The 19,381-nt window shown below is 62.8% G+C and carries 20 protein-coding genes; 5 read left to right on the top strand and 15 right to left on the bottom strand.

The features are described from left to right. Positions 1-233: 233 nt before the first annotated feature. From RT21_RS15560 to RT21_RS15550, 3 genes are read left to right on the top strand one after another with little or no spacing between them, the layout of a single operon-like run. Entirely contained in the window at positions 234-1,253 is a 1,020-nt protein-coding gene (locus RT21_RS15560) for a methionine ABC transporter ATP-binding protein (protein WP_046163438.1), read from the top strand. Beyond that, positions 1,253-1,930, top strand: a complete 678-nt coding sequence (locus RT21_RS15555; protein WP_045422780.1) for a methionine ABC transporter permease — start codon at positions 1,253-1,255, stop codon at positions 1,928-1,930. The genes RT21_RS15560 and RT21_RS15555 overlap by 1 nt, the downstream gene beginning before the upstream one ends. A 43-nt stretch (positions 1,931-1,973) precedes the next feature. Then, on the top strand, positions 1,974-2,753 hold the full coding sequence (locus tag RT21_RS15550; protein WP_046163437.1) for a MetQ/NlpA family ABC transporter substrate-binding protein: 780 nt from the start codon (positions 1,974-1,976) through the stop codon (positions 2,751-2,753). Between the two features lie 134 nt (positions 2,754-2,887). Here the strand turns inward: RT21_RS15550 and RT21_RS15545 are convergent, their stop codons facing one another. From RT21_RS15545 to RT21_RS15525, 5 genes are read right to left on the bottom strand one after another with little or no spacing between them, the layout of a single operon-like run. Beyond that, a complete protein-coding gene (locus tag RT21_RS15545) occupies positions 2,888-3,520 on the bottom strand; it encodes an SCO family protein (protein ID WP_046163436.1) in 633 nt (210 codons plus the stop codon). A 20-nt stretch (positions 3,521-3,540) separates the two neighbouring features. After that, entirely contained in the window at positions 3,541-4,440 is a 900-nt protein-coding gene (cyoE, locus tag RT21_RS15540) for a heme o synthase (protein WP_046163435.1), read from the bottom strand. Positions 4,441-4,451: 11 nt separating this feature from the next. Beyond that, complete coding sequence (locus tag RT21_RS15535; protein ID WP_046163434.1) at positions 4,452-5,513, bottom strand: COX15/CtaA family protein; 1,062 nt, start codon at positions 5,511-5,513, stop codon at positions 4,452-4,454. A 57-nt stretch (positions 5,514-5,570) separates the two neighbouring features. Beyond that, positions 5,571-6,152, bottom strand: a complete 582-nt coding sequence (locus tag RT21_RS15530; RefSeq protein WP_046163433.1) for a hypothetical protein — start codon at positions 6,150-6,152, stop codon at positions 5,571-5,573. Between the two features lie 5 nt (positions 6,153-6,157). Next, complete coding sequence (locus tag RT21_RS15525) at positions 6,158-6,865, bottom strand: SURF1 family protein (RefSeq protein ID WP_045422790.1); 708 nt, start codon at positions 6,863-6,865, stop codon at positions 6,158-6,160. An 82-nt stretch (positions 6,866-6,947) separates the two neighbouring features. Between RT21_RS15525 and RT21_RS15520 the strand changes: the two genes are divergently transcribed. Continuing rightward, entirely contained in the window at positions 6,948-7,151 is a 204-nt protein-coding gene (locus RT21_RS15520) for a twin transmembrane helix small protein (protein ID WP_045422792.1), read from the top strand. Positions 7,152-7,156: 5 nt separating this feature from the next. Here RT21_RS15520 and RT21_RS15515 read toward each other — a convergent pair whose 3' ends face one another. The 10 genes from RT21_RS15515 to RT21_RS15470 form a co-directional block, all read right to left on the bottom strand. Then, entirely contained in the window at positions 7,157-8,056 is a 900-nt protein-coding gene (locus tag RT21_RS15515; protein WP_045422794.1) for a cytochrome c oxidase subunit 3, read from the bottom strand. Next, positions 8,053-8,634: a cytochrome c oxidase assembly protein gene (locus RT21_RS15510; protein ID WP_046163432.1), complete on the bottom strand. Its 582-nt coding sequence runs from the start codon at positions 8,632-8,634 to the stop codon at positions 8,053-8,055. The genes RT21_RS15515 and RT21_RS15510 overlap by 4 nt, the downstream gene beginning before the upstream one ends. A gap of 273 nt (positions 8,635-8,907) precedes the next feature. Further along, positions 8,908-10,536 (bottom strand): cytochrome c oxidase subunit I, encoded by a 1,629-nt coding sequence (gene ctaD / locus RT21_RS15505; protein WP_045422798.1) that lies wholly within the window; start codon positions 10,534-10,536, stop codon positions 8,908-8,910. A 12-nt stretch (positions 10,537-10,548) separates the two neighbouring features. Further along, positions 10,549-11,682 carry a cytochrome c oxidase subunit II gene (gene coxB, locus RT21_RS15500; protein ID WP_046163431.1) on the bottom strand — a complete coding sequence of 378 codons (1,134 nt, stop codon included), beginning with the start codon at positions 11,680-11,682 and terminating at the stop codon, positions 10,549-10,551. A gap of 212 nt (positions 11,683-11,894) precedes the next feature. Further along, the gene (locus RT21_RS15495; protein WP_234463451.1) at positions 11,895-12,182 is read right to left on the bottom strand and encodes a hypothetical protein; all 288 of its coding nucleotides are present in this window, start codon (positions 12,180-12,182) and stop codon (positions 11,895-11,897) included. Positions 12,183-12,263: 81 nt separating this feature from the next. After that, entirely contained in the window at positions 12,264-13,328 is a 1,065-nt protein-coding gene (locus tag RT21_RS15490; RefSeq protein ID WP_046163430.1) for a PA0069 family radical SAM protein, read from the bottom strand. Positions 13,329-13,541: 213 nt separating this feature from the next. After that, positions 13,542-14,312, bottom strand: coding sequence for a DUF1835 domain-containing protein (locus RT21_RS15485; protein ID WP_046163429.1), 771 nt, complete (start codon positions 14,310-14,312; stop codon positions 13,542-13,544). Between the two features lie 17 nt (positions 14,313-14,329). After that, positions 14,330-14,608, bottom strand: a complete 279-nt coding sequence (locus RT21_RS15480; RefSeq protein ID WP_046163428.1) for a YheV family putative zinc ribbon protein — start codon at positions 14,606-14,608, stop codon at positions 14,330-14,332. Continuing rightward, positions 14,605-16,653, bottom strand: a complete 2,049-nt coding sequence (gene prlC, locus RT21_RS15475) for an oligopeptidase A (RefSeq protein ID WP_046163427.1) — start codon at positions 16,651-16,653, stop codon at positions 14,605-14,607. Before prlC ends, RT21_RS15480 begins: the two co-directional genes overlap by 4 nt. Before the next feature lie 818 nt (positions 16,654-17,471). Further along, positions 17,472-18,464 (bottom strand): bile acid:sodium symporter family protein, encoded by a 993-nt coding sequence (locus tag RT21_RS15470; protein WP_046163426.1) that lies wholly within the window; start codon positions 18,462-18,464, stop codon positions 17,472-17,474. Between the two features lie 85 nt (positions 18,465-18,549). Here RT21_RS15470 and RT21_RS15465 point away from each other — a divergent pair, with 85 nt between their 5' ends. Then, entirely contained in the window at positions 18,550-19,371 is an 822-nt protein-coding gene (locus RT21_RS15465) for an AraC family transcriptional regulator (RefSeq protein WP_046163425.1), read from the top strand. The last annotated feature ends 10 nt before the right edge of the window (positions 19,372-19,381 follow it).

Raw genomic sequence — 19,381 nt, 5'->3', positions numbered from 1 at the left:
GAACCGCGAAGAAATCGGGCCATGCGGCCCAACACTTGATCAATTCACGGCGTACCAGTTAGTGACCCGATAAAGCCGCTCAAGGTTGCGAGCTACGACGATTTGCTCAGACTATAGAGGCGATGGCTTGTCTCAATCACCGCAGTTCGCTACGCCCGCCCGCTGCAAATGCGTAGAATGCACGCCTTTCGCCACCATCCAGGCACATACGACCGCACCCACAAGGTTCGCCCGTGATCGAATTTCAGCAAGTCCACAAAACCTATCGGGTTGCCGGCCGGGGCACTGCTCGAGAAGTGCCTGCGCTCAAGCCGACCGAACTGACTATCGGTGCAGGCGAAGTGTTTGGCCTGATTGGCCATTCCGGTGCAGGCAAGAGCACCTTGCTGCGCCTGATCAACCGTCTGGAAGAACCGTCCGGTGGCCGCATCCTGGTCAACGGAGAAGACGTCACGGCGCTCGACGCCAACGGCCTGCGCCGCTTCCGTCAGCGGGTCGGGATGATCTTCCAGCACTTCAACCTGCTGATGTCCAAGACTGTCGCCGATAACGTCGCCATGCCGCTGCGCCTGGCGGGTCACCACTCACGCAGCGAGATCGACAGCCGGGTCGCCGCGCTGCTCGACCGCGTCGGCCTGAAAGATCAGGCGCGCAAGTACCCGGCGCAATTGTCGGGCGGCCAGAAACAGCGCGTCGGTATCGCCCGCGCGCTGGCGACCGAGCCGGACATTCTGCTCTGCGACGAAGCCACCAGCGCTCTCGACCCGCAGACCACTGCTTCGGTGCTACAGCTGCTCGCCGAGATCAATGCCGAGCTGAAATTGACCATCGTGTTGATTACTCACGAGATGGATGTGATCCGCCGTGTTTGTGACCGCGTCGCGGTGATGGATGGCGGTGAGATTGTCGAACAGGGGCCGGTCACCGAGGTATTCCTGCACCCGAAGCATCCGACCACGCAACGTTTCGTCCTTGAAGACGAAGCAGTCGACGAAGGCGAGCAGCACGATGATTTCGCCCATGTCCCCGGCCGGATTCTTCGCCTGACCTTCCAGGGTGAAGCCACCTACAAGCCGCTGCTCGGCACCGTCGCCCGGGAGACCGGTGTGGATTTCAGCATCCTCTCGGGACGCATCGACCGCATCAAGGACACCCCCTACGGCCAGCTGACCCTGGCGCTGGTGGGGGGCGACATGGGTGCTGCCCTGGCCCAGCTGGATGCAGCTGACGTGCATGTGGAGGTGCTGCGCTGATGGACGCCTTGTTTAGCTCTTTGTTGGGGAATGTCGACTGGTACGAAATATGGCTGGCGACTCTGGACACCCTGCTGATGCTCGGCGGGTCGCTGCTGTTCACCATCATCCTCGGCCTGCCGCTGGGCGTGCTGCTGTTCTTGACCGGCCCGCGCCAGCTGTTCGAGAACGGCCCGCTGTACGGCTTTCTGTCCTTCGTGGTGAACGTGCTGCGCTCATTGCCGTTCATCATTCTGCTGATCGTGATGATTCCCTTCACGGTGCTGGTCACTGGCACCTCGCTGGGCGTGGCGGGGGCGATTCCGCCACTGGTGGTGGGTGCCGCGCCGTTCTTTGCGCGACTGGTGGAAACCGCGCTGCGCGAAGTCGACCGCGGCATCATCGAGGCCACTCAGGCGATGGGGGCCACCACCCGGCAGATCATCTTCAATGCCCTGCTGCCCGAGGCTCGCCCAGGCATCATTGCTGCCGTAACCGTCACCGCCATCACCCTGGTTTCCTACACCGCCATGGCCGGCGTGGTGGGTGCAGGCGGGCTCGGCGATTTGGCCATCCGCTTCGGCTATCAACGTTTCCAAACCGACGTCATGGTCGTCACCGTGGTGTTGCTGCTGGTTCTGGTCCAGGTACTGCAGAGCGTCGGAGACAAGTTGGTAACGCATTTTTCAAGAAAATAACTGCCTAACCGGCACCGATACAGGAACCCACAAGGAGCCCTCCATGAAAAAACTGCTTGCCGCCTTTGCCGCTGTCGCGGCTTTCTCCGCCCAAGCCGCCGACGAACTCAACGTCGCCGCCACTGCCGTTCCGCACGCCGAGATCCTCGAGTTCGTCAAACCCCAGCTTGCTGAGCAGGGTGTCGACCTCAAGGTGAAAGTCTTCACCGACTATGTGCAGCCGAACATTCAGGTCGCCGAGAAGCGTCTGGACGCCAACTTCTTCCAGCACCAGCCGTACCTGGATGAGTTCAACAAGGGCAAGGGCACCGAGCTGGTCAGCGTGGCCGGCGTGCACATCGAGCCCTTCGGCGCCTACTCGAGCAAACGCAAACACAAGTCGCTGGACGAGCTGCCCAATGGCGCAACCGTGGTGATCCCCAACGACGCGACCAATGGCGGCCGCGCCCTGCTGCTGCTGCAGAAGGCCGGTGTGATCACGCTGAAGGACGGCGCCGGCATCACCGCCACGCCGAAGGACATCGCCGAGAATCCGAAGGACATCAAGATTCGTGAGCTGGAAGCCGCCACTCTTCCGCGCGTGCTGACTCAGGTCGACCTGGCGCTGATCAACACGAACTACGCCCTGGAAGCCAAGCTGAACCCCACCGAAGACGCCCTGTTCATCGAAGGCAACGACTCGCCGTACGTGAACATCCTGGTCGCCCGTCCGGACAACAAGGACAGCGCCGCCATGCAGAAGCTGATTGAAGCGCTGCACAGCGAAGAGGTGAAGCAGTTCATCAATGAGAAGTACAAAGGCGCCGTGGTTCCGGCGTTCTAAGCGCGACAGCAGGAGGAGCGGCGTACAGCGCCGCCCCGTTGCACTTGAGACAGGCCCGCCACGTGCGGGCCTTCTTGTTTCTAGCACCGGCAGACCAGGGTGGTGCTTAAACCGCTGCTGAGCCGAGGTAACCGTTACTCCAGTGCAAGCACGGCCGGCAGCTGCTCAGCCAGCTTCTCGGTACGCAGCGGCCCGCGGACGAAGCCGCGCAGACGGCCGTCGGGGCCGATCAGGGCGAGGTTGCCGCCGTGGTCGACGGTGTAGTCCTCTTTCGAGGTATCGGCAGGGATGAAGGGTACGCCGACGGCATTGGCGAGTTCCTGGATGTCGTCCAGCGAACCGGTCAGGCCGATAAAGCCGGCGCCGAAGTATTCCAGGTACTTCTTCAGCTGTTCCGGCGTGTCTCGCTCGGGATCGACGCTGACCAAAACCGGTTGCATCCGCTGTTTCGCGTCTTCCGGCAGTTTAGTGCGCAGCTGCCGCAGTTCCGCGAGCGTCGCGGGGCAGATGTCCGGGCAGAAGGTGTAGCCGAAAAACAACAGGTTCCAACGTCCCTGCAGCTGCTCCATGGATACCGGCTCGCCGTCCTGGTTGGTCAGCGTCAGGTTGGGCACATCGCGGCCCTGAGGCAGCATGACGATGCCGGCATCGAGCAGGTCGGCGGTATCGAGTTGCTGCTCGGTGTTGAGCACCTTGTAGACCGTCAGGCCGATGACCAGCGCAACCAGCGCCACTAGAACAATTACGGTTTTCTGGATGCGTGTCATGAAGGTCCTTGGCGGCCGGCTTAGAAGGTCAGCGGCAGATAATGATCAACCAGCAAGGCGATGAACAGCGCAAACAGGTACCAGATGCTGAATTTGAAGGTCTTGATGGCGGCATGCGGGCGGCTGTCGCGATAGAGCACCACGGCCCAGAACAGGAATCGCGCACCCAGCAGCACGGCCGCAGCCAGGTACAGCGGGCCGCTCATGTGAATGGCGAAAGGCATGACGCTCACGGCCAGGAGCATCGCGGTGTACAGGAGGATATGCACTTTGGTGTAGTGCTCGCCGTGGGTCACTGGCAGCATCGGCACGTTGACCTTGGCGTACTCATCCTTGCGGTGGATGGCCAGCGCCCAGAAGTGCGGCGGCGTCCAGGCGAAGATGATCAAAACCAGCAGCAGCGGTTCGGCCGTCACCTGCCCGGTTACCGCAACCCAGCCGAGCAGCGGCGGCGCGGCGCCTGCCAAGCCGCCAATCACGATGTTCTGCGGCGTGGCGCGTTTGAGAAAGCCGGTGTAGATCACCGCGTAGCCGATCAGCGAGGCCAGCGTCAGCCATGCCGCCAGTGCATTGGTAAAGGCCAGCAGCAGGGCCATCCCGGCAACGCTGAGCACCAGGGCGAACAGCAAAGCAGCGGCCGGCGCGACCCGTCCTTGTGCCAGCGGCCGCTTGTGGGTGCGCGCCATTTCCAAGTCGATGCGCCGGTCGACCACATGATTGATCGCCGCCGCGCCACCGGCACAGAGGGCAATGCCGAGGTTGCCGAACAACAGAACGGTCCAGGGCACACCGGAGCGCGTCGCGAGGAACATCCCCACCAATGAGGTGATGAGCATCAGGACCACTACCTTTGGTTTGGTTAGCTCCAGATAGTCGCGCCAAATGGCCTGGGCGCCGCGTTCGCTGATAAGAGTGGCCATGGGAGTTCTCCTTATGCGCGAGGCAGGTCGAGCCTGCTCGTCGTGTTCGAATTCAGATGCGGCTGAGGCGCCTGTACGGCGTCAACCGATGGGGCCAGGCGCAGGCGATGGTTGATCAGCACGGTTACCAGCAGCAGCAGCGCACCGCCGCCGTTATGGGCGACCGCAACGGCCAGCGGGAGATTGAGCAGCACGTTACTGATGCCCAGCGCGATCTGCAGGGCCAGGGCGGCGACAAGCATCGCGGCCAGACGCGACAGGCCGTGACGCCAGAGCTGCCAGGCCAGCGCCAGCAGAATCAGCGTCACCGTGAGCGCGCCGAGCCGATGCGTCAGATGGATGGCGGTTCGGGCCTCGCCATAAAGCATCCCGCCGAGGTAATTCGGGCCGATGTCGTGATGAGTCAGGTTGAACGCATTGGCGAAATCCATCTGCGGCCACCACTGGCCATGGCAGGTTGGGAAATCGGTACAGGCCACCGCCGCGTAGTTACTGCTGACCCAGCCGCCCAGCGCCACCTGGACGATTACCGCGAGCATGCCGATCAGCGCGAAGGTTTTGAGCCTGCCCGGCACGCTCGGCATCGCCGGCCTCCGGCCGGACAGGCGCAGCGTCAGCAGGAACAAGAGGCTCAAGGTGGTGAAGCCGCCCAGCAGGTGCGCGGTGACCACCTGAGGCCAGAGCTGCAGGGTGACGGTCCACATGCCGAATGCCGCCTGAGCGATGACCACCGCGAGCAGCAGCAAGGGAAGCTTGAGCGGCTGTCCCGGCTCGGCGCGGCGGCGCAGCGCCTGCACTGCGAGCCCAAGGATGACCAGCCCCAGCGCACCGGCGAAATAGCGGTGCACCATCTCGTTCCAGCCCTTGTGTACCTCCAGCGGGGCATCCGGGAAGCGCATAGCGGCCAGACTCTGCTTGTCCTCGCTCATAGGGACGCTGAGAAATCCGTAGCAACCGGGCCAGTCCGGGCAGCCCAAGCCGGCATGGGTCAACCGTGTATAGGCGCCGAGCAGCACCACCACGACAGCCAATAGCGTGGCGACAAGGGCGAGGCGGTAGCCGGGTTTTGCCATCTGGTTCTCCTTGGGCAGCCTTTCTGGGACTCCAGCGAGGCGGCCGAGTGCCTTGGATCAACCGATCTGGGAAATTTTCAGCAGGTACTTGAGGTCGTCGAGGATCGCCTTGCCATTGGCTTTGCTGTCATAGCGCAGCACCAGATTGCCGTGCGGGTCGACAATCCACAGCTGTGCACCATCCGGTAGATCAGGATTCGCGCCGTATACGTTGGGATCCAGGGAGTAGCGTTGCAGCTGTGGATACTCGCGCTGCAAACGCTGGGCGTAATCGGCCGCTAAAGGCTGAGCACTGGCGATGGCGTGGCTGGCCCGACCGGCTTCGCGGGCCAGGCCGATGTTGATTTGCCGCGCCAGATAGACCAGCTGCTGGCAGTCTTCGGCGCAGCCATCCGGCGCCGTAACCAGCAGTTCCCAGCGCGGCTCGGCGGCGACCGGCGCGTTGATACCCAGGGCGTCGCGGCCTTGCCCAGTAGCGACCAGCGCGCCGTCATAGGTGCGGGTTTCAGGCACCCAGAAACCGAAGCGGTACATCGCGCTTGCCAGCAGCATGGGGCCAATCACAACGGCGAAGATCAGCAGCAGTTGCAAACGCCCCCGGCGCCGCTGCGCCGGTGCAGGCTTGTAGGTCGGATTCATCGCGGTCACTGCTTGCTCCCCCGTGCCTGATGCACGCCGAAGTAGATGAACAACGCCAGCAATGCCGCTGCCAGCGCAAACCATTGCACTGCATAGCCGACGTGCTGCTGCGGCTGCATGAAGGTCACCGGCCAATCGGCGCGATACGCTGCCGGGCCCGGTTCCAGCCGCAGCTGGTATTTAATGCCGTCACGGTCGAGCAACTGCCAGATGTCCTCAACCTCGACGTGGTTGATCAGCCGCGGCCAGCCTTCTGCCATGCGTCGGTTGAGAATGAACGGCTCGCCTGACGGCGCGTACACCCACGCAGACAGCTTCAGGGGACGATCCGGGGTGTCGAATTTCGGTGGGATGCGCCGGTCCGGCCAGGGCAGCCAGCCGCGGTTGACCAGCACCCAACGGCCGCTGGGCTGATCCTGAAACGGCTGCAACAGTTCGACGCCGACCCGGCCGTCGCGGGTGCGGCTATCCAGCAGGAAGCTGTGCTCAGCGTCGAAGCTGCCCTGCAAGTTAATGCGCGCGTAGGCGGGGTCCTGGAGAGTTTCGATCTGCTCCGGCCCCAATGGCGCTGCGGCTTCGCGTGCCTCCTGACGCGCCAGCATGTCGCGCTTCTGGTCGGCGCGTTCCAGCTGCCAGAAACCCAGCCAGACCAGAAATGGCAACAGGCACAGCACCACAAGTGTAGGTATGACGCCCGGCTTGAAGCCGCTCATACCCGGCCCCGCGGCGTATTGATCCGGCTGGCTATACTGCACCCCCACTTACCCCCAGTCACCTGTCACGGCGGACCCGCTCATGCTCAAGGCGGCGATTGTTCTGTTATTAGTAGCCACACTGGTCAGTCTGTTCAGTGGTCTGTTCTTTCTCGTCAAGGATGAGGGCCGTACATCACGTGTGCTCACGGCCCTCTTCGTTCGTGTCTCCCTCACCGCAATGACTGTCGCCCTGATCGCATGGGGCTTTTATAGCGGCCAGTTGCAGCCCGGTTTTGGCGCCTGATCGCGCTAAATCACGTAAACGAAGACGAACAGGCCAATCCACACCACATCCACGAAATGCCAGTACCAGGCTGCAGCCTCGAAACCGAAATGCTGCTCAGGTGTGAAATGGCCGCGAAAGCTGCGTACCAGCATGACCGTCAGGATGATCGCGCCCATCGTCACGTGGGCACCGTGGAAGCCCGTGAGCATGAAGAAGGTTGCGCCGTAGATGCCCGAGCCCAGCGTCAGTCCAAGCTCGGTATAGGCGTGGATGTACTCCTCGATCTGCAGGACCAGGAAGGCGGCACCCAGCAGCACGGTCAGGCCCAGCCCAAGCTTGAGCTGCTTGCGGTTACCCTTGCGCAGGGCGTGATGAGCCCAGGTCAGGGTGAAGCTGGACGTCACCAGCAGGATGGTGTTGATCAGCGGCAGCCCCCAAGGGCTGATGGTGCCGGACGGCGCGGGGTAGAACCTCGGGTCCGGGTTGTTCAGCAGCGGCCAGCTGTACTCGAAGTTCGGCCAGAGCATGGCGCTGACGCCCTTGTCACCGTCACCGTCGAGCCAGGGGCCGACCCAGTACCGGATATAGAACAGCACCCCGAAGAATGCGAGAAAGAACATCACCTCGGAAAAGATGAACCAGCTCATGCCCCAGCGGAACGAGCGATCCATCTGCGCGCTGTACAGGCCTGCTCGACCTTCACGGACGACTGCTCCAAACCAGCCGAACATCATGTAGGCGATCAGCAGTGCGCCGACAAAGAAGATCACCGGCCCGCTGATCTCGTCGCGACCGGCCTTGAGGTCATTGAACCAGCTGCCCAGGCCGAACACCGTGGTCAGCAGCGCCACGGTCCCGACGATTGGCCATTTGCTCTGGGCGGGGACGTAATAATTCTCGTGCGTGGTGGTCTGTTGGCTCATTGCAGACTCTCCTTGGCCACCACCAAAGACGCCTGGGAAACGACGGCGACGGGAGGTTGGCGAGACGTGATGTCGAACAGGGTGTAAGCGAGCGTCAGGTGACGCACATCCGCAGGCAGATCACGGTCGACGATGAAACGCACCGGCATTTCGATGCGCTCACCGGGTTGCAGCACTTGCTGGGTAAAGCAGAAGCATTCGGTCTTGTGAAAAAAAGCCGCCGCCTTGGACGGCGACACGCTGGGCACCGCCTGGGCGGTCATCGGTTTGTCCGTCGGGTTGTAGGCGATGAAACGCATTTCACGACTGGCGCCGGGATGAACACTGAGCTGGTCAGCCACCGGCTTGAATTCCCAGACCATCCCTGACGCATTGGTGGCAAGAAATTGAACCCGCACCTCGCGGTCTTCATCCACCGTCTGCACCCCTTGGTAGGCCCCCGCCGTCTTGCCGTTGATGCCGAACGCCTTGCACATGACGTCGTAGATCGGCACCAGGGCGAAGCCGAAGGCGAACATCGCCACGACCAACAGCAGCAGTCGGCGTACCAGGCGGGGTATGGGCAAGGAATCGCTCATGGCACCCGCCTCGTACAGAGCTTTTCGTCAGGCGCCGCCTCACCCTGTTCATAACCACTCCGGTGGGCTGAAGCCCACCCTACCGGGCCGCTATGGCGTGCTGAAGCGGAGCGCTGACCGGCCCCTCCGGATTTCTGGTAATGCCAGGCGCCATGTAGGGTGGGCTTCAGCCCACCAACGGCACCACCGACCACGCGTCCAATAGCCACGGCGCAGCCCGTCGAGGCCACCCAAAGCCCAGCCTCCGGCCTCCAGCCTTTAGCGGCTTGTGCCCTAATCATCCTTCGGCCCCGTGCGGTGTTCGTGGAGTTGATGCATGTCCGGCGGGACACTGAAGGTGTGGTACGGCGCCGGTGACGGCACGCTCCACTCCAGACCCTCTGCACCGTCCCAGGGCTTGGCTGCGGCAGCCGGGCCGCCGCGGATGCATTTGATGACGATGAAGAGGAACAGCAGTTGGGTTGCGCCGAACATGAACGCGCCGATGCTCGAAACCATGTTGAAGTTGGCGAACATCATGTTGTAGTCCGGGATCCGTCGCGGCATGCCGGCTAGCCCAACGAAGTGCATCGGGAAGAACGCCAGGTTCATGCCGATGAAGCTCATCCAGAAATGCAGCTTGGCCAGGGTTTCGTCGTACATGTGGCCGGTCCACTTCGGCAGCCAGTAGTAGGCCGAAGCGAAGATGCCGAAGATCGCACCCGGCACCAGTACGTAGTGGAAGTGCGCCACCACGAAGTAGGTGTCGTGGTACTGGAAGTCAGCCGGGGCGATGGCCAGCATCAATCCGGAAAAGCCGCCGATGGTGAAGAGGATGACGAAGGCCACGGCGAACAGCATCGGCGCCTCGAAGGACAGCGACCCCCGCCACATCGTCGAGACCCAGTTGAACACCTTCACCCCGGTGGGCACCGCGATGAGCATGGTGGCGTACATGAAGAACAACTCGCCGGTCAGCGGGATGCCGACGGTGAACATGTGGTGCGCCCAGACGATGAACGAGAGGAAGGCGATCGCGGCTGTGGCATAGACCATTGAGGTGTAGCCGAACAACGGCTTGCGCGAAAACGCCGGGATGATCGAGCTGACCGCGCCGAATGCCGGCAGGATCATGATGTACACCTCGGGGTGACCGAAGAACCAGAACACGTGCTGGAACAGCACCGGATCACCACCGCCGGCGGCGCTGAAGAAGCTGGTTCCGAAGTGGATGTCCATCAGCATCATCGTTACCACGCCCGCCAGCACCGGCATTACCGCAATCAGCAAGAAGGCGGTGATAAGCCATGTCCAGACGAACAGCGGCATCTTCATCAGCGTCATGCCCGGTGCACGAAGGTTGAGGATGGTCGCGACAACGTTGATCGCCCCCATGATCGAACTAATGCCCATAAGGTGAATGGCAAAAATGAAGAAGGTCACCGATTCCGGTGCGTAGGTCGTCGACAGTGGCGCGTAGAAGGTCCAGCCGAAGTTGGGCCCGCCGCCCTCCATGAACAAGGTACTGACCAGCAGACCGAACGCAGCCGGCAAGAGCCAGAAGCTGAAGTTGTTCATCCGTGGCAGGGCCATGTCCGGCGCGCCGATCATCAGCGGGATCATCCAGTTGGCCAGGCCGACGAAGGCCGGCATCACCGCGCCGAAGACCATGATCAGGCCGTGCATGGTGGTCATCTGGTTAAAGAATTCCGGCTGCACGATCTGCAAGCCCGGCTGGAACAGCTCAGCGCGAATCACCATCGCCATCGAGCCGCCCAGCAGGAAGGCACAGAAGCTGAACCACAGGTACATCGAGCCGATGTCCTTGTGATTGGTGGTCAGCAGCCAGCGTGAGAGCCCCTTGGCCGGGCCGTGGTGATGGTCATGCCCGGCATGACCATGATCGTCGATCACTGCACTCATCGCCTGATCCTCTTACTGGGTGGCTTCTTCGGCCTGTTTGAAGACGAGCACGTCTTTCGGCGTGACCATGTCACCCGTATCGTTGCCCCACGCGTTACGCTCGTAGGTCACCACTGCGGCGATGTCGACTTCCGACAGCTGCGGGCCGAAGGCCGGCATTGAGGTACCCGGTGAGCCTTTCACAACGATGCTGATGTGGTTTTCCGCATCACCCGTGGCGATGGGCGAGCCCTTGAGTGCCGGGAACATCGGCGGCAGCCCTTCGCCTGATGCCTGGTGACAGGCGGCACAGTTGGTCTGGTAGACCTTCTCGCCACGTGCGGTCAGCTCTTCGAGCGTCCACTCCTTGCTGGTGAGTTCGGCGAGCTTGGCAGCTTCGGCCTTCTTCTCGCCGAGCCAAGTGGCGTAGTCCTCCTGGGATTTGACCTCCACCACCACCGGCATGAAGCCGTGGTCCTTGCCACAGAGTTCGGTGCACTGGCCGCGGTAGATGCCAGGCTGGTCGACCCGGGTCCAGGACTCGTTGATGAAACCTGGGATGGCGTCCTTCTTCACTGCCAGATCCGGCACCCACCAGGAATGGATGACGTCTGCTGCGGTGATCAGGAAGCGCACCTTGGCGCCAACGGGAATTACCAGAGGCTCGTCCACTTCCAGCAGGTAGTGCTCGCCCTTGGGCGCCAGGTTGTTGATCTGTTCACGCGGGGTGGTGAGGTTGCTGAAGAACTCGACATCTTCCCCTAGGTACTTGTAGTGCCACTTCCACTGATAGCCAGTGATCTGGATATCCACGTCCGATTCGCTGGAGTCGTAGATGTGGATCAGCGTGCGGGTGGCCGGTACCGCCATGGCGACGAGGATCAGCAACGGAATGATGGTCCAGAGCACCTCGACCTTGGTGTTTTCGTGGAAGTGCGCCGATTGCAGCCGCTTGGAGCGGCGGTGGGCGAACATCGACCAGAACATCACCGCGAACACCAGCACGCCGATGATCACGCAGATCCAGAAGATGGTCATGTGCAGATCGAAAACGGAACGACTGACGTCTGTGGCACCGGAACGCATATTCAAGTCCCAGGCCGCATGGGCCTGACCGAATAGCGAACACAATCCAATCCCCATCCAGGCTCGTGGATGTCGCGACATTGCGGGTTCCCCTTATGGTTCTTGTTATCCCGCCGACCGCCTGTCCGGCCGCAGAGCAGCGCAAAACGCTCGCTACGACAGCCTGACCACGCTCCGATCTGGCTCCCCCCAATTCCTGGTTGCCAGTCCTCGCTTTGCACGCGCAGTCGGATTCAATCGGTACGCTTACGATCGGAGTATAGACAGCGATCCGAGACTGGCAATTTAGTCGATCAAACGCTGGCCTCTGCCTCCGCGGAATGGTCGTTCTTCTTCACGCCTCGAATGTTCATCAGCGCCAGACACACCTGCAGCGTGATCAACGCCCAGGCCTCGGCATACCAGCCCCAGATGACCCAGAGCAGGTTGCTGAGCAGGAAGCACCAGAACCCCACCGTTCGCCGTTGCGGTTTGAGCGAGCCGATCAGCCACGCTGCCAACACCGTGACCACCATTGCCGGCCATTGCAGAAGATCGATCCAGTCCACCTTGCCTCCAGATGCGAATGCGCGCCGGACCATACCGGCGCCGCAGCGATATCTGGATTGGTGCGCCGAGCGCTTCGTATAGTTCCGGTGAACTGCCCTACGGCCCGGTCCTGACTAGAGCAGATTCATCTGCTGCCCGGGGGGAGCGAAGCGGCTGCAATCGAGCCCGTAGTTCTGGTCACGACGGTTGTAGCCCAGCCGCTTACAGGCCAGCTGAAAGCGCTGCGCCAGCAATTGCGCGAACTGTCCTTCTCCACGCATGCGGCTGCCGAAACGGCTGTCGTAATCCTTGCCGCCGCGCGACTGCCGTACCAGGCTCATGACGTGAGCGGCACGTTGCGGGAAATGCTCCTGCAGCCATTCGTCGAAGAGCGTGGCGACTTCGTGAGGCAACCGCAGCAGCACGTAGCCAGCCGAGCGCGCGCCGGCCTCCCGCGCGGCTTCGAGCATGCGCTCCAGCTCCATGTCGTTGATCATCGGAATCATCGGCGCGCACATCACGCTGACCGGCACACCCGCCTTATGCAAGGTGCGCAACACCCGCAGCCGCGCCGAAGGCGACGCCGCGCGCGGCTCCATGATGCGTTTGAGCTCATCGTCCAGCGTGGTCAGGCTGACCGAGACGCTGACCAGTCGCTGCTCGGCCAGTGGCACCAGCAGATCCAAATCGCGCAGCACCAGCGAACCCTTGGTGATGATGTGCACCGGATGCTTGAAGCGCAGCAGGATTTCCAGCGCACGGCGGGTCAGCTGCTGTTCGCGTTCGATGGGTTGATACGCATCGGTATTCACGCCCAGCGCAATGGGCTGGGGCACGTAGCCAGGCTTGCTCAGCTCCTGCTCGAGGCGTTCGGCCAGGTTGGTCTTGGCGATCAGCCGCGTCTCGAAATCGATCCCCGGCGACATGTCCCAATAGGCATGGCTGGGCCGCGCAAAACAGTAGATGCAGCCGTGCTCACAGCCGCGATAGGGATTGACCGAGCGGTCGAAGCCAACGTCCGGCGACTGGTTGCGGGTCAGCACGCTCTTGGCCGTCTCGAACCGTACCTCGGTGGCGCGGGTCAGCGGCACGTCCTGTTCCCAGCCGTCGTCATACGCCTCGCTAGTGGTCGGGGCGAAACGATTATCCGGGTTGATCGCGGTGCCGCGGCCGCGCGGCGTGCTTTTCGGCGGGAACATTGAAGGCTCCGAAATACTGTATATGGATACAGTATCAGAATACGACAAAGCCTCTGCAATGTCGCCGCACCTCCCGTCGCGTAGGGTGGATCGCGCCTTGTCGCTCCACCGCCCCGCGAGCGACCACTGATGTCTCATGCAGGAGCGATCGTGGATGTAAAAAGCGGCATCTACCGTAGGTCAGGCGACAAACCCCAAGCCCACCGGCGGACATCACATGCCTGAAGCGCGGCGCACCTGCACCTGGCTGTACTCGGCTTCAGCTCCGTCGCTGAGCTCAATGACACCACGTTTCGCCAGCTCACGGGCGCGCCAGTAGAGGAACAGGTCTGTCGCGAAGAAGCCGTCGCAATGACTCATCACCTCGGCCATGGCGCGGGCGAGCGGCATCCAGTCATTGCCGCAGGCCGACAGCAGCTCGCTGTCGATCCGCGAGTGGTCTTCACCGACGAAACGCCCGTCGACCCAGCGACGTATCGCTGCGCTCTCTTTGACGGCGGCCCGCCATTGACCAGCGAGTTCGGCGATGCGAGCAGGCGCAACGAGGCGAGGTTGGTAGAGCGCTGCAAGGGCATCCGGCGCATGCATGGACACCGCCATGCGTGTACCGACTCGGCTGTCACCGGTGCCGCAGGTGACCTCATGCAGCGGTATCGCTGAGCCTTCCAGAGCCGCCGCCACCCGCGCCAACATCAGCTGTTCGGAGGCGCTGTCGCCATGCCAGACCGTAATCTGCCGCGGCTGATCGGGCAGCCGCGCCAGCCACTCAGCATCGCTGGCAATGCCCGAGAAATCCGGACGAGGCTCCAAGCCGACAGGCCAGACGCCCTCCCAGAACGCCATGCGTGTTTCGCATGGCGGGGATTCGATATCCGCGAGCGGCCCGACCGCCAAGTCGTCGCGCAGAACGCGGAGCTCATTGCCCTCGGCCAGCAGTTGCCGGACGCTGTCGGCGGCGAGATCGCCACAGGTGATATGCCACATGGCGATGCTCCAGTCGGTCAGTCGGGTTTTTTCTTCAGCTTCGGGTTGGGGAAGAACTGTACCGACTGCACCTGCGGATCAGCCGCCTTCGGCTTGGCCTTGTTAACCCGCGTCCCCAGTTCCGAGGGCACCGACTGGCCCTGGGCGTTGAGGGTGTCGGCGTAGCCGCACTCCACGCACTCGCGGTGGGGAACGCCGTCGACGTCCCACATCTTGATGCTGTCGCTGGCGCTGCACGCCGGGCACACGGCACCGGCGATAAAGCGCTTGGTGGTTACCTTCGGCTCGTCGCTCATGCCACTTCCTCGGTCAGGCCTAGATGACGCAGCAGCGCGTCGGTAGATGGCTCGCGGCCGCGGAAGTCGACGAACAGCACCATGGGTTCCTGCGAACCACCGCGCGCCAGAATGGCGTCGCGGAAGGCACGACCGGTATCGGCGTTGAACACGCCCTCTTCCTCGAAGCGCGAGAAGGCGTCGGAGGACAAGACTTCGGCCCACTTGTAGCTGTAGTAACCGGCCGCGTAACCGCCGGAAAAGATGTGCGCGAAGCTGTTGGGGAAGCGATTGCTGGCCGGCGGACGCATCACCGAGACTTCGTCACGGATGCTTTCCAGCACTTCGAGCACGCTGCGGCCGTCGCCGTGGGTGGCGTGGAGTTCGAAGTCGAACAGCGAAAACTCCAGCTGCCGCACCATCACCAGCCCGGACTGGAAGTTCTTTGCCGCCAGCATTTGGTCCAGCTTGTCCTGCGGCAGGCGCTCGCCGGTCTGGTAATGACCGGAGATCAACGCAAGTCCTTCCGGCTCCCAGCACCAGTTCTCCATGAACTGGCTCGGCAGCTCCACCGCATCCCAGGCCACACCGTTGATGCCCGAGGCGCCGGCATGTTCGACCTGGGTCAGCAGGTGATGCAGGCCATGGCCAAACTCGTGGAACAGCGTGGTCACTTCATCGTGAGTCAGCAGCGCCGGGCGCTCGCCTACTGGTGGAGTGAAGTTGCAGACCAGGTTAGCCACCGGCGTTTGCAGCGTGCCCAGGCAGGTACGGCGCTTGTCGCGCGCGCCATCCATCCAGGCACCGCCACGCTTGTTCGGCCGCGCATAGAGGTCGAAGAAGAAGCGACCGACGTGCTCGCCCTTCTCGCGGATCTCGAACAGGCGAACGTCCGGGTGCCAGCTGTCGAAGTCTTCTAGCTCGTGGATTTCAATGCCGTAGAGGCGCTTGACGATGGCGAACAGGCCGGACAGCACCTTATCCACCGGGAAGTAGGCGCGCAGCTCTTCCTGGCTCAGGCTGTAACGGGCCTGGCGCAGCTTTTCGCCGAAGTAGTTGACGTCCCAGCTCTGCAGGTCGCTAACGCCCTGCTCGGCGGCAAAGGCGCGCAGCTCCTTGAGGTCGCGCTCGGCGAACGGCTTGCTGCGCTTGGCCAGATCTCGCAGGAAACCCAGCACCTGATCGGTGCTCTCGGCCATCTTGGTCGCCAGCGACAGCTCGGCGTAATTGCCGAAACCCAGCAGCTTGGCCAGCTCCTGCCGCAGGTCGAGGATCTGCTCCATCACCGGGCCGTTGTCGAACTGACCGGCGTTCGGTCCCTGATCGGAGGCGCGGGTGGAATAGGCGACATAGACCTCTTCGCGCAGCGCACGGTTGTCGGCGTAGGTCATCACGGCGAAGTAGCTGGGGAATTCCAGGCTGATCAGCCAGCCATCCAGCTCTTTGGCTTTGGCGGCCTCCGCCATCTGCGTCTTGGACGAATCGGTGATGCCAGCCAGCAGGCTTTCGTCGGTGACGTGCTTGGTCCAGGCCTGGGTGGCGTCGAGCAGCTGGTTGGAAAAGGTGCTGCCCAGCTCGGCGAGCTTCATGCGGATCGCGCCGAAGCGCTGCTGTTCGGCGGGCGGCAGATCAATGCCGGACAGACGGAAGTCGCGCAGCGCGTGTTCGAGAATTGTCTTCTGCGCGACATCGAAGCCGTCGGCTTCCGGGCTGAGCGACAACGCCTGATAGGCGGCGAACAGGTCGGCGTTCTGGCCCAGCTCGGTAGCGTAGGCGGACAGCTTCGGCAGGCAGGCCTCATAGGCGCTGCGTAACTCAGCGTTGTTGCGCACGGCATTGAGATGGCTGACCGGGCCCCAGGCACGGCTGAGGCGCTCGTTCATTTCGTCCAGGCCCACCACCAGGGTGCTCCAGTCGAGGCTTTCGGCCGGGCGGCTGAGCAGTTCCTGCAAGGCGACACGGTTGTCACCGAGGACGGCATCCACCGCCGGCTCGACGTGCTCGGGTCGGATCTCGGAATAAGGCGGCAGGTCGAATTCCCGAAGCAGCGGGTTGGTATCGGTCACGGCATTTGCCCCTTTTTGAATAAGTGATCAGCTGAGCATGTTAAAGACAATTGCCCGACCGCGCAGCCAGCAAACGGATCGATAGCGTGGCGCTATGGATAACGAAACCGCAGGGTCTATACGATCAAGAATGCGCGCCGCCACGCGGCATCATCGAACCCGCCTCGCCCACGCCGAGTGGCTGCTTAACTGCGACGGTTTCCTGCAGCGCGGGTTCCCGCCGCACAGCTTCTGTAGGAGCGAGCTTGCTCGCGATCTAAGGTGCGCTGCTTCCCGGCTGCGTTGTGTTCCGCCACCGCGTACGTCAGCAAGGATTGGACGTCCCCCTGGCTCCTACAGCCTGCAACGGAGCTCGCGGTATAGCCGGGACAGGTGACTCTACGACGCCGCGACTACGACAGTTTCCTTCAGCGCGGTCCCCCGCCGCACAGCTCCTGTAGGAGCGAGCTTGCTCGCGATCAGAGGCGTACGGCTTCCGGCTGCGTTGTGTTCCGCCACCGCGGATCGCCAGTAAGGAATGGCCCCCCTGGCTCCAACATATTGCAACGGGGCGCGCCGGATAGCGGAGCCAGGTGGCGCCAAAGAAGCTGCCATTGCGAAGGTCTCCTGCAACGCGGTCCCCCGCCGCACAGCTCCCGTAGGAGCGAGCTTGCTCGCGATCAAAGGTGTGCGGCTTCCGGCAGCGTCGTGTTCCGAACGCGGATCGCCAGCAAGGACTAGGCGTCCCCTTGGCTCCTACGGGTTCAAAGTTGCTGCGGTGTGGATCCGCAGCAAGCGGGCACCCATGTATTGCAGTGGATGCGTGCCCGATAGCGGCTCTACTGAGCCGCAGGCGACTCCACAGGCAGCTCGGGACGGCGCGCGTAGCGCTGCGCCAGCACCGTGCAGACCATCAGCTGGATCTGATGAAAGATCATCAGCGGCAGGATGATCATCCCGACCGCGCTGGTGGCGAACAGCACCTGGGCCATCGGCACGCCAGTGGCCAGGCTCTTCTTCGAGCCGGCAAAGAGGATGGTGATGCGGTCTTCAAGGTTGAAGCCAAACACCTTGGCCAGCACGCTGGTCAGCCACAGGACGATTGCTAGCAACAGGCAGCAGGCGACCACCAGCCCCATCAAATGGCCCAGCGGCACGATCTGCCAGAGGCCATCGACCACCGCGCCGCTGAACGCGGTGTAGACCACCAGCAGGATGGAGCTTTGATCGACCGTCTTCAGCCAGGTCTTGTTGCGCGTGACCCAGGCACCGATCCAACGCCGTGCGACCTGCCCCGCGATGAAGGGCACCAGCAGCTGCAGGACGATCTTGCCGATGGAATCCAGCGTCGAGCCGCTCTCACCTTCCACGCCCATGAGCAACAGCACCAGTAGCGGCGTGAGGAAGATGCCGATCAGGCTGGATGCGGCAGCACTGCAGATCGCCGCCGGGACGTTGCCGCGCGCCAGTGAAGTGAAGGCGATGGCCGATTGCACCGTAGCCGGCAGCGCGCAGAGGTAGAGGATGCCCAGGTACAACTCGTCCCCGACCATCGGCGTCAACACCGGCTTGAGCGCCAGCCCCAGCAGCGGAAACATGACGAAGGTGCAGGCGAAGACCAGCAGGTGCAGGCGCCAGTGGCCGGCGCCAGCGAGGATGGCCTCACGGGACAATTTGGCGCCGTGCATGAAGAACAATAGCGCGATGGCGGCCGCCGTCAGCCACTCGAAGAACACCGCTCCTCGGCCTTCGCAGGGAAACACCGTGGCGATGGCGACCACAGCCAGCAAGGCGAGCGTGAAGTTATCGAAGAGGATGCGGAGCTTGGCCATGAACACTATTCCTTAGGGCTTGCGGGTGACAGGAATCGACCTTAACGTGGGCGCAACCTTCCGACTAACGCCAAGCAGGCACGAAATGTCGCCAATCGGACAAGAAGCCGCATTGATCACCCGCCTGGGCGAGCTCAAAGCATTGCCGCGCCCCGTCTATGGACAGCTCGACTCGCCGCCCAACCTCAAGCTTGGCTACCGTCACAGCCATCCTTGGGTTCAGCTGTCCCATGCGGTCGAGGGTGTGCTCGAGGTGCGCACCGACAGCGGCCGCTTCATCGCGCCGCCGCTGCGCGCAGTATGGATTCCCGCCGGCATCACCCATCAGGTGTTCTGCGCGCCGGACACCTGCATTCGCAGCCTGTACATCGATCGCAGCGTGGTCAGCCATGCGCCGGAGCATTGCCGCGTGCTGCAGGTGAGCCCCTTGTTGCGCGAGCTGATTCGACATTTCAGCACGCTGCCTGAAGCCTATGCCGAGGACGGCGCCGAAGGTCGTCTGGTACAGGTGCTGCTGGACCAGCTGGGATCCGCCCCGGAAGTCGAGCTGGTCCTGCCGCTGCCGACCGAGCCGCGCCTGCATCGGCTGTGCAAGAGTCTGCAGGCGCAACCGGAGTCGCAGGAAGGGCTGGCTGACTGGAGCCGAACCCTGGGGGTCTCGGAACGCACCCTGAGCCGCTTGTTCCTCCGCGAAACCGGGCTGACCTTCCGCGCCTGGCGCCAGCGCTTGCGGCTGCTCAGCGCACTACCGGCACTCGAGCGAGGCGAGCGAGTCACCGACGTCGCGCTGGGCTGCGGCTATGAATCCCTGTCGGCCTTCATCGCGGCCTTTCGCGAACAATTCGGCGCCACCCCAGGCGAATTCTTCCGGCCCGGCAGCAGTTCCGCCGTTGGCCCTGTCCACTAGAAACCGCCCA

Origin of the sequence: Pseudomonas sp. 10B238 (genome assembly GCF_000970615.1) — a bacterium.
In the GTDB taxonomy this organism is placed as follows: domain Bacteria; phylum Pseudomonadota; class Gammaproteobacteria; order Pseudomonadales; family Pseudomonadaceae; genus Stutzerimonas.
This window is presented reverse-complemented; position numbering and strand designations above follow the sequence as displayed.

Excerpts from the sequence above, each read along its gene's own strand:
- RT21_RS15535 (WP_046163434.1), bottom strand. The coding sequence starts at position 5,513 with ATGGCAAAACCCGGCTACCGCCTCGCCCTTGTCGCCACGCTATTGGCT.
- RT21_RS15480 (WP_046163428.1), bottom strand. The coding sequence starts at position 14,608 with ATGAGCGACGAGCCGAAGGTAACCACCAAGCGCTTTATCGCCGGTGCC.
- ctaD (WP_045422798.1), bottom strand. The coding sequence starts at position 10,536 with ATGAGTGCAGTGATCGACGATCATGGTCATGCCGGGCATGACCATCAC.
- RT21_RS15490 (WP_046163430.1), bottom strand. The coding sequence starts at position 13,328 with ATGTTCCCGCCGAAAAGCACGCCGCGCGGCCGCGGCACCGCGATCAAC.
- cyoE (WP_046163435.1), bottom strand. The coding sequence starts at position 4,440 with ATGGCCACTCTTATCAGCGAACGCGGCGCCCAGGCCATTTGGCGCGAC.
- RT21_RS15550 (WP_046163437.1), top strand. The coding sequence starts at position 1,974 with ATGAAAAAACTGCTTGCCGCCTTTGCCGCTGTCGCGGCTTTCTCCGCC.
- coxB (WP_046163431.1), bottom strand. The coding sequence starts at position 11,682 with ATGTCGCGACATCCACGAGCCTGGATGGGGATTGGATTGTGTTCGCTA.
- RT21_RS15545 (WP_046163436.1), bottom strand. The coding sequence starts at position 3,520 with ATGACACGCATCCAGAAAACCGTAATTGTTCTAGTGGCGCTGGTTGCG.
- RT21_RS15495 (WP_234463451.1), bottom strand. The coding sequence starts at position 12,182 with ATGGTCCGGCGCGCATTCGCATCTGGAGGCAAGGTGGACTGGATCGAT.
- RT21_RS15530 (WP_046163433.1), bottom strand. The coding sequence starts at position 6,152 with ATGAATCCGACCTACAAGCCTGCACCGGCGCAGCGGCGCCGGGGGCGT.
- RT21_RS15555 (WP_045422780.1), top strand. The coding sequence starts at position 1,253 with ATGGACGCCTTGTTTAGCTCTTTGTTGGGGAATGTCGACTGGTACGAA.
- RT21_RS15525 (WP_045422790.1), bottom strand. The coding sequence starts at position 6,865 with ATGAGCGGCTTCAAGCCGGGCGTCATACCTACACTTGTGGTGCTGTGC.
- RT21_RS15520 (WP_045422792.1), top strand. The coding sequence starts at position 6,948 with ATGCTCAAGGCGGCGATTGTTCTGTTATTAGTAGCCACACTGGTCAGT.
- RT21_RS15510 (WP_046163432.1), bottom strand. The coding sequence starts at position 8,634 with ATGAGCGATTCCTTGCCCATACCCCGCCTGGTACGCCGACTGCTGCTG.
- RT21_RS15515 (WP_045422794.1), bottom strand. The coding sequence starts at position 8,056 with ATGAGCCAACAGACCACCACGCACGAGAATTATTACGTCCCCGCCCAG.
- RT21_RS15470 (WP_046163426.1), bottom strand. The coding sequence starts at position 18,464 with ATGGCCAAGCTCCGCATCCTCTTCGATAACTTCACGCTCGCCTTGCTG.
- RT21_RS15465 (WP_046163425.1), top strand. The coding sequence starts at position 18,550 with ATGTCGCCAATCGGACAAGAAGCCGCATTGATCACCCGCCTGGGCGAG.
- RT21_RS15485 (WP_046163429.1), bottom strand. The coding sequence starts at position 14,312 with ATGTGGCATATCACCTGTGGCGATCTCGCCGCCGACAGCGTCCGGCAA.